The sequence below is a fragment of the Oceanibaculum sp. genome, assembly GCF_022449305.1.
GTDB lineage: Bacteria > Pseudomonadota > Alphaproteobacteria > Oceanibaculales > Oceanibaculaceae > Oceanibaculum > Oceanibaculum indicum.
In genome coordinates this window covers 1-7944 of record NZ_JAKUSO010000094.1, presented here as the reverse complement: position 1 = coordinate 7944, position 7944 = coordinate 1, and the positions used below count along the sequence as shown (strand labels likewise).

The following is a 7944-nucleotide window of genomic DNA, read 5'->3' as shown; positions in this document are numbered from 1 at the left end:
ATCGCCTTCATACGCGGCAAGAATGTGGTGCCGTTCCACCGACCTTGATGTCTACGTGGCCGCAAAACACCGCTTACAGTCTTGTCTCTCATCTTGTCCAACGACTAGAGCCAGATGCTCGATCCGAGTTTCTGACCGAGATAGCTAACCAAACCGACAGCCTCCGGTTTATCCCAGAGGTGGTCCGGTTTGCTCGTCTCCGTCCACAAAAAACGGGAGAATTTAGAGGTTATCTGGAACCAGAGCATATAACCCCTTTGGCTGAGATTCTTTTTCGCCGACTAACAGAACAAGCGGCGGCAAGCAGTTTGTTTGATGTCACTGATTATCGCTTGGTACGAATTTTAGTTTGTATCAAGCTGTATGGTTCGGAAAAAACAAATAAAAATATGAGGGATTATTTGATAAAAACCTTGGAAAATGATCCACTTCATGTAGTCAGATTTCTTCGAGAGTTCGCCACCAGAACACAAAGCGATGCAGCCATTCAAGTCGGCGACTTTACCCGTGACGGCTATGAGGCGATGACCGACCTTCTTCCACCTGAGCGCGTTTTTGAGCAACTTAGGGAAGTGTATGGTGACAAGCTTGAGCATAAACAATGGCGCGAGGGCTGGGGAGACCGCGGTGACGCTGACAAACGCTTAGCTGACCAGTTCGCGTACCTATACCTGCATCCCGCAAAACCCAAAGAATAATATCTATCTTCCGATGGCCTGCAGAGGCTTGTTCCCAAATAAGCCTAAAAATATATAACCGACGGCAATTTACCCCCTACCCCAGCAGCTCCGCATAGACGGCCAGCGTTCGGTCGCACATGAGGTCCTTGGTGTAGTTGGCGCGGACATGGGCGATGGCGCGGGCGGCCCATTGCTCGCGCTGGCCATTGTCGAGCGTCAGCGCCGCGCGCAGGGCGCCGGCCAGGGCCGCCGGGTCGCCCGCCGGCACCAGCCAGCCGGTCTCGCCGGGGCGCACCGTCTCCGCCACGCCACCATGGTTGGAGCCGACCACCGGCTTGCCCATCGCCTGCGCCTCGACCGAGACACGGCCGAAGCCTTCCGGCTCGATGGAGGCGGAGACAACCACATCGGCCAGCATGTAGCCCGCCGCCATGTCGCGGCATTCCCCGGCGAAGCGCACCACGCTCTTCAGGTTCAGCTTCTCGGTCAGCGCCTCCAGCTCCTCGCGGTAGCGCACGCGCCCCTGGTCGGAGCCGACCAGCACGCACAGCACCGGGATGTCGCGCAGATGCGCCATCGCCTCAATCAGCACCCCCTGCCCCTTCCAGCGCGTCAGCCGGCCCGGCAGCATGACCACCGGCACGCCATCCTCCAGCCGCCAGGCCTCGCTCAGCTGGATCATGCGCTCGGCGCTCACCCGCTCGGGGTCGAAGATGGCGGTGTCGGCGCCGCGCGGGATCACGCGCAGCTTTTCCGGCTCGATGGGGTAATTGTCGAGGATGTGGCGGCTGATGAATTCCGAGATGGCGATGACGCGGTCGCCCTTGGTCATCACCGAATTGTACCAGCGCTTCACCGGGCCGGTGATACTGTAGGGCGCGTGGAAGGAGGTGACGAAGGGCGTGCCGGTGCGCCGCGTCGCCCACCAGGCGCTCCAGGCTGGGGCGCGGCTGCGGGCATGCACGATGTCCACGCCCTCCTTCGCGATCAGCTCTTCCAGCGCTGTGGCGTTCTTGCGCAGGCGGATCGGGTTCTTGCTGGCCAGCGGCAAGGTGAAGTGCTCGCCGCCCACCCGCTCCAGCTCGCGCACCATCGGCCCGCCGCTGGAGGCGACCAGCGCCCGCCAGCCGGCGCGCACCAGCGCATCGGCCATATCGACGGTGCCGCGCTCCACGCCGCCGGTCACCAGCCCGGGCAACACCTGCAGCACGGTGGGCCGGCGGGGTTCCTGCCCAGTGTCCGCCGGGGTGTCCGCGATGGCTGTATCAATGTTAAGGTCGCTGTCCGTCATTCTCTCCCGTGCCGGCCTTCTGCCGCCCTTCCGCAACGATGGTCCGTCTTATGACCGAAACACCTTTCGATACCCTAGTCCGTCCCGGTGGGGAATGCCTCGCTTATCGACGCACGGCAGGCAAGACTCCGGGCATCGTGTTTCTGGGCGGCTTCAAATCGGACATGACCGGCTCCAAGGCGGTCGCGCTGGAGGCGTTCGCGAAGGCGCGCGGACAGGCCTTCCTGCGCTTCGACTATGCCGGCCACGGCGTCTCGGGCGGCACTTTCACCGACGGCTGCATCGGCGACTGGGCGAAGGATGCCATCGCCCTGCTGGACGCGCAGACCGAGGGGCCGCAGATTCTGGTTGGCTCCTCCATGGGCGGCTGGCTGATGCTGCTGACCGCCCTCGCCCGGCCGGAGCGTGTCGCCGGCCTGGTCGGCATCGCGGCGGCACCTGACTTCACCGAGGATCTGATGTGGGAGAAATTCTCGCCGGAGATTCGCGAGACGATCCTGCGCGAGGGGGCCTATGCCGAACCGTCGGCCTATAGCGACGACCCCTACATCATCACCCGCAGGCTGATCGAGGATGGGCGCAACCATCTGCTGCTGCGCGGCCCGATCCGGCTTCACTGTCCGGTCAGGCTGCTGCATGGCATGCGCGACCCGGACGTGCCCTGGCAGGTCTCCGTCCGGCTGGCCGAAGCGCTGGAGACGGAGGATGTCCGCCTGTCGCTGGTTAAGGATGGCGACCACCGCCTGTCGCGCGAGCAGGATCTGGCCCTGCTGCGCCGGACGGTGGGGGAAATGCTGGACGGCTAGGCCGCCACAGCACATGTGCCCTAGTACATGTGCTGGCCGCCATTGATGGACAGCGTCGAGCCGGTGATGAAGCCGCCCTCGTCATCCACCAGGAAGACCACGCCGCGCGCGATCTCCGACGCCTTGCCAAGCCGCCCGACCGGCACCCGGGCGACGATCTTCTCCAGCACGTTGGCCGGCACGGCGGCGACCATGTCGGTATCGATATAGCCCGGCGCGATGGCGTTCACGGTGATGCCCTTGCCCGCCCCTTCCTGTGCCAGCGCCTTGGTGAAGCCATGGATGCCCGACTTGGCGGCGGCATAGTTCACCTGACCGTACTGGCCGGCCTGACCGTTGATCGAGCCGATATTCACGATGCGGCCAAAATTGCGCTCGCGCATGCTGTCGATGACGGAACGGCACATGTTGAAGCAGGAGCCGAGATTGGTGTCGATCACCTCCTGCCACATGTCATGGGACATCTTGTGCATGGTGCCGTCACGGGTGATGCCGGCATTGTTCACCAGGATATCGACCGGCCCCAGATCGGCCGTGACCTTCGCCACGCCCTCCTGACAGGCCTTGAAGTCGGAGACGTCCCATTTGTAGGCGGCGATGCCGGTCTCGTCGCTGAACTGCTTCGCCCGCTCGTCATTGCCGCCATAATTGGCCGCAACCTTGTAGCCCTTGTCCTTGAGCGCCAGGCAGATCGCCTTGCCGATGCCCCGCGTTCCGCCCGTCACGATTGCCACACGCGCCATGCCATCCTCCCTGTTCTGTCCGCCAGTTGGTTTCGTCCAAGGCGGTATTTACCCATTAATCATGACACGAGTTCGGCAGCTTTCAATTGACGGAGGTCAAATGGCACGAAAAAGCCGCCCCGGATGCCCAGGGCGGCTGTTCGGGTCGGCTGCGTAAAAGCTTACCGCTCCAGACACATGGCGATGCCCATGCCGCCGCCGATGCACAGGGTGGTCAGGCCCTTCTTCGCGTCGCGCTTCTGCATTTCGTGCAGCAGCGTGACCAGCACGCGGGCACCCGACGCACCGATCGGATGGCCCAGCGCGATGGCGCCGCCATTCACATTCACCTTGGCCGTATCCCAGCCCATATCCTTGTTCACCGCGCAGGCCTGCGCGGCGAAGGCCTCATTGGCCTCGACCAGATCCAGATCGGCGGCCTTCCAGCCGGCCTTCTCCAGCGCCGCCCGGCTGGCCGGGATCGGCCCGGTGCCCATGACCGCCGGATCGACACCGCGCGTCGCCCAGGAGGCGATGCGCGCCAGCGGCGTCAGCCCGCGCTTTGCCGCTTCATCGGCGCTCATCAGCACCAGCGCCGCGGCACCGTCATTGATGCCGGACGCATTGCCGGCGGTCACGCTGCCTTCCTTCTCAAAGGCCGGCTTCAGCTTGGCCAGCGTGTCCATCGTCGTGCCATGGCGCGGATATTCGTCGGCATCGACAACAATGTCGCCCTTGCGGCTGGGAACGGTGACCGGCACGATCTCATCCTTGAAGCGGCCGGATTTCTGCGCCGCCTCCGCCTTCTGCTGCGAGGCTGCGGCGAACTCGTCCTGCTGCTCGCGGCTGATCTGCCACTGCTTGGCGACATTCTCCGCCGTATTGCCCATGTGGTAGCCGTTGAAGGCATCCCACAGCCCGTCCTTGATCATGGTATCGACCATCTTCAGGTCGCCCATCTTGGTGCCGTTGCGCAGATGCGCGCAGTGGGTGGACTGGCTCATGCTCTCCTGCCCGCCGGCCACCACGATGGAGGAATCGCCGGCAAGGATCGCCTGATAGCCCAGCGCCACGGTACGCAGGCCGGACCCGCAGACCTGGTTCACGACATAGGCCGTCGCTTCCTTGGGGATGCCAGCGGCGATGGCGGCCTGGCGCGCCGGATTCTGGCCGGCGCCGGCAGTCAGCACCTGACCGAAGATCAGCTCCGACACCTCGGCCGCATCGACCTTCGCGCGGCCCAGCGCCTCGCGGATGGCAACCTCGCCCAGCGTATGCGCGGGCAGCGAGCCCAGCGCGCCGTTGAAGGCGCCGATTGCGGTGCGGGCGGCACTGACGATCACAACATCGGTCATGGCTAACTCCTCCTGAGATAGGCGGCTGGTGGTCCGCCGTGCAGTTACTTTTCGGCTACCATAGTTGCAGTGCAGCGAAGGCGCAAATGCCTCGCCTAAGGGCTTGTCAGGCGTGGTTTTTCAGCCAGTCGGCCAGCGGCGACCAGACCTTTTCGATAGCACTTCCGCCGGCCATCATCCCGATATGGCCGAGCGGCAGGCGCAGCACCGTACAGCCCGGCAGCGCCGTGGCCAGTGCCAGGGCGGAGGCCGGCGGCACGATCCGGTCATCCGCCGGGACCATGGCCAGCGACGGCAGGCGAATGGCTGTGGGATCGACAACATCTCCCGCCACACGCCAGTTGCCCCGGGCCGGGTCATTGTTGATGTACCAGCCTTCCAGGCACTCGCGGGCGACCGGGCCGGCCAGCGCCACGCCATCATTCAGCCAGTCCTCCAGCGCCACGAAGGCATGTGCTTTCGCGGAGTCCGGGTCCAGCCCGGCGAAGGTGCGGAACTTGCGGTAGCCCAGATGCGGGTCCAGCCCCAGGAACAGCGACTGGATGATATCGGTCGGTAATTCGCCCAGCGCCGCCACCACCCCCATCAGGCCCGGCAGCATGCCGGGCAGCGCCGCGATCATCGGCGTCGGATCAGCCTGGAAATCCCAGGGTGCCGTCAGAAGGGCGAGGCCGGAGAGATCGGCCTGCCGCCGCTGCGCCAGCGCCACCGACATGGTACCGCCCATGCAATAGCCGACCAGCGCCGGCCTCGTGCCGGTCTCGGTCAGGACAGCGTTCAGTGCCGCATCCAGCCGCCCGATGATGTAGTCGCCCAGCGTGAAGCCGCGCTCCGTCTCGCCCGGCTGTCCCCAATCGACCAGATAGGGCCGGAAGCCGCGCGCCGCGAGGTCGCGCAGGAAGCTCCGCTCTTCCGTCAGGTCCAGAATATAGGCGCGGTTGATGAGGGAGGGGACGACCAGCACAGGCCGCCCGGTGCGGCGACCCTTCGGCGCGAAGGCCAGCAGCCTTGTAGCGCCTTCCTGCCAAACGGTGCGGGCGTCCGGCAGGCTGCGCCGGTAGCCATGCCGGCGGTAGGCCAGCACGCCCTTCAGGAACTCGGACCAGCGCCGTGCCGCCGCCGCGTCGAGCGCCTGCTCAACCTGTCTTTCGTCGAGGGCTTCGGCGCTTTGGCGCAGCCTTTGTGCCGTCGCCGCCAGTTCCGGCCTCCAGTCGAGCGAGCCTTTCCTCAAGAGCGGCAAGGCGCCGCGTGAGGTCAGCAGCGTCATCGCAGCCACCGCCAGATGCAGCGGTAGCGGCCTTGGTCCCAGCCTTGTTTCCGCCTGGGGCCGAGGTGGGGGCGGACTGTCCTGTTCGCGCGTCACTGCCGGGCCTCATCGCGTTGAAGAAAGCGTCGAACGGTGCCGGAAAAGCGCCGGGAGCCGCAGCCGTTCCCGAAGCCATATCGGCCAGCATACGCGACCAGAGCTGCATTCCCTGCCCGGCCGCACGGGCGAATTCCGGGTCACGGGACAGCGCGCCGAGCTGCTGCTGCCACAAATCCAGGAACTGCTCGGCCAGTTGCTTTGCGTCGATACCGTTTTCGTCTCTGTCGTCTGCCATGACCGCACTATAAGAGCCCCACCGCCGGATCGCCAGAATCCGCTTCCGGACGAGCGGCAGCCGACCCGGAAGGCGACAATGCTGCGGATCATGCTGCGCAGCAAGATTTCTGTTGCAAAGCAAAAACAGAAGGCTGACCTTAAGGGCGATTTTGGGCGGAAAGGCACGCTCAACAGCGTGTTACGCGCCCAGGGAGGCAACCGGAAAGGTCCCTAATGGCCGACAAGAAGAAGCAAGGGGAAGGCGAGACCGTCACCATCAAGAAATATGCGAACCGACGGCTCTACAACACCGCGACCAGCAGCTACGTGACCCTCGACCATCTGTGCCAGATGGTGAAGGACGGGGTCGAATTTCACGTCTATGACGCCAAGACCGGCGACGACATCACCCATTCCGTGCTGACGCAGATCATCGTCGAGGAAGAGTCGAAAGGGCAGAATCTGCTGCCGATCAGCTTCCTCAGGATGCTCATCAGCTTCTATGGCGACAGCCTGCAATGGGTGCTGCCGAAATATCTCGAACACAGCATGTCGTCCTTCTCCCGGAATCAGGACAGCATGCGCTCCTACATGGACAAGACGTTCGGCGGCATCTTCCCCTTCGGCTCCAATCTGGAGGAGATGGGCAAGCAGAACATGGCCATGCTGGACAGCGCGATGCGCATGTTCTCGCCCTTCGGTGCGGAGGGCATGGCCAACCGGGGCGCCGGGTCTGCGCCGAATGCCGCGCCCGGTGCCGCGAAGCCGGAGTCGCCGGCCGCCAGCGACCCGGTGGTCAGCGCGATGAAGGAGCAGATCGACAATCTGCAGCATCAGATCGAGGCGATGGTCCGCCTGCAGACCGAGGCCATGAAGGCCGCCACAAAGCAGGACAAGGAATAGGACTCAGACCCAGGCTGGGGGAGGCTACTCTTCCAGCCTGGTCGCCACTTCGCTTTCCTTCTGGTTTTGCAGCCATTCGACCAGCTTCTTCTCGGACGATTGCAGCTGCTCGATATGCACGGGCAGCATCTGCTTGCCGATGCGGACATGCTCGACCTGCAACTCCTTCAGGAAGATGCCGAGCGTCTTCTTGACCTCGGTCGTCTCATCCATCAGGCGGTTGGTTTCGTCCTGTTTTTGCTGCCAGTCGGTGGCAATGCTGTGCAGATAGGCGCGATGGTCGCTGATCATGCCGTCGAGCGCCTTCAGGACATTCTTGTTGTAATTGTCCACCGCCTCCTTGCGCTCGCCACTCTTGATGAGGCCCAGGAAACTGGCGCCCCGGACGATACCCAGCCGATCCGGGTCCTTGAACATCACCTTCAGCTTGGAGGGTGGATGGTTCAGCGCGAATCCGTCGAGATTCGCGATCACCCGGTCGGGGCAGCGGTAGGTCCCCGACAGATATCCGCGCAGGGTCGTCAGCCGGGCCTGATGGCGGCGGATGAAGGCAATCTCGTCGCGGTAGGAATTGCGTTCCTGGCTGAGCTTCGTAATCCGCGACT

Annotated in this window: 9 protein-coding genes; 4 read left to right on the top strand and 5 right to left on the bottom strand. The window is 63.9% G+C overall.

What is annotated here, in order from left to right:
* Nucleotides 1–698: hypothetical protein (locus MK313_RS17275; protein ID WP_287783298.1), on the top strand; the 698-nt coding region annotated here is incomplete at its 5' end.
* 76 nt (nucleotides 699–774) lie between these two features.
* On the opposite strand, the gene MK313_RS17270 is transcribed toward MK313_RS17275, so the two are convergent.
* A complete protein-coding gene (locus tag MK313_RS17270; protein WP_287783297.1) occupies nucleotides 775–1971 on the bottom strand; it encodes a glycosyltransferase family 4 protein in 1197 nt (398 codons plus the stop codon).
* Between the two features lie 50 nt (nucleotides 1972–2021).
* Here MK313_RS17270 and MK313_RS17265 point away from each other — a divergent pair, with 50 nt between their 5' ends.
* Nucleotides 2022–2777: an alpha/beta hydrolase gene (locus MK313_RS17265; RefSeq protein WP_287783295.1), complete on the top strand. Its 756-nt coding sequence runs from the start codon at nucleotides 2022–2024 to the stop codon at nucleotides 2775–2777.
* Between the two features lie 20 nt (nucleotides 2778–2797).
* Here MK313_RS17265 and phbB read toward each other — a convergent pair whose 3' ends face one another.
* From phbB to MK313_RS17250, 3 genes are all read right to left on the bottom strand, one after another.
* Nucleotides 2798–3520 (bottom strand): acetoacetyl-CoA reductase, encoded by a 723-nt coding sequence (phbB, locus tag MK313_RS17260; RefSeq protein ID WP_287783292.1) that lies wholly within the window; start codon nucleotides 3518–3520, stop codon nucleotides 2798–2800.
* A 161-nt stretch (nucleotides 3521–3681) separates the two neighbouring features.
* Nucleotides 3682–4854 (bottom strand): acetyl-CoA C-acetyltransferase, encoded by a 1173-nt coding sequence (locus MK313_RS17255; RefSeq protein ID WP_287783291.1) that lies wholly within the window; start codon nucleotides 4852–4854, stop codon nucleotides 3682–3684.
* Between the two features lie 106 nt (nucleotides 4855–4960).
* Complete coding sequence (locus tag MK313_RS17250; RefSeq protein ID WP_287783289.1) at nucleotides 4961–6121, bottom strand: alpha/beta fold hydrolase; 1161 nt, start codon at nucleotides 6119–6121, stop codon at nucleotides 4961–4963.
* Nucleotides 6122–6533: 412 nt separating this feature from the next.
* On the opposite strand from MK313_RS17250, the gene MK313_RS17245 reads away from it, so the two are divergent.
* Both MK313_RS17245 and phaR read left to right on the top strand, forming a co-directional pair.
* The gene (locus MK313_RS17245) at nucleotides 6534–6671 is read left to right on the top strand and encodes a hypothetical protein (RefSeq protein ID WP_287783287.1); all 138 of its coding nucleotides are present in this window, start codon (nucleotides 6534–6536) and stop codon (nucleotides 6669–6671) included.
* Nucleotides 6671–7339: a polyhydroxyalkanoate synthesis repressor PhaR gene (phaR, locus tag MK313_RS17240; protein WP_287783284.1), complete on the top strand. Its 669-nt coding sequence runs from the start codon at nucleotides 6671–6673 to the stop codon at nucleotides 7337–7339. Before MK313_RS17245 ends, phaR begins: the two co-directional genes overlap by 1 nt.
* Nucleotides 7340–7363: 24 nt before the next feature.
* Here phaR and MK313_RS17235 read toward each other — a convergent pair.
* The coding region (locus MK313_RS17235) for a hypothetical protein (protein ID WP_287783281.1) at nucleotides 7364–7944 on the bottom strand (581 nt) is incomplete at its 5' end.